This is a genomic window from Microtetraspora sp. AC03309 (genome assembly GCF_020826795.1).
GTDB classification, from domain to species: Bacteria; Actinomycetota; Actinomycetes; order Streptosporangiales; family Streptosporangiaceae; genus Microtetraspora; species Microtetraspora glauca.
In genome coordinates, this window is the sequence record NZ_JADDIL010000503.1 from 1 (window position 1) to 459 (window position 459).

Here is a 459-nt window from a genome sequence, read left to right on the forward strand (position 1 = left end):
CTCGGCGGCCTGGGCGTGGCGATCATCTCCACGTCCTCGGGCCTGCTCACCGACCGCCAGGCAGCACGACAGGGCGTGGGCGGCGAAGTCCTCGCTTACGTCTGGTAGGGGGCAGCAGAACATGTCGCGTATTGGTAAGCAGCCGGTCCCGGTTCCCGCCGGGGTCGATGTGACGATCGACGGCCGCAACGTCTCGGTCAAGGGCCCCAAGGGCACCCTGACCCTGGACGTCGCCGAGCCGATCACCGTCGAGCGCAACGATGACGGCGCCATCGTGGTCAGCCGTCCCGATGACGAGCGGCGCAGCCGCTCCCTGCACGGGCTGTCCCGGACCCTGGTCGCCAACCTGGTCACCGGTGTCACCGAGGGCTACACCCGCAAGATGGAGATCTTCGGCGTCGGCTACCGCGTCCAGCTCAAGGGTTCCAACCTGGAGTTCGCGCTCGGTTACAGCCACCC

Annotated in this window: 2 protein-coding genes; both read left to right on the forward strand. The window is 68.2% G+C overall.

What is annotated here, in order from left to right:
- Positions 1–108, forward strand: a 108-nt coding sequence (rpsH, locus tag IMZ11_RS44065; RefSeq protein WP_228649704.1) for a 30S ribosomal protein S8, incomplete at its 5' end; no start/stop codon positions are given.
- A 13-nt stretch (positions 109–121) separates the two neighbouring features.
- Positions 122–459 (forward strand): 50S ribosomal protein L6 (rplF, locus tag IMZ11_RS44070; RefSeq protein ID WP_228649702.1); only part of this gene is annotated, 338 nt, incomplete at its 3' end.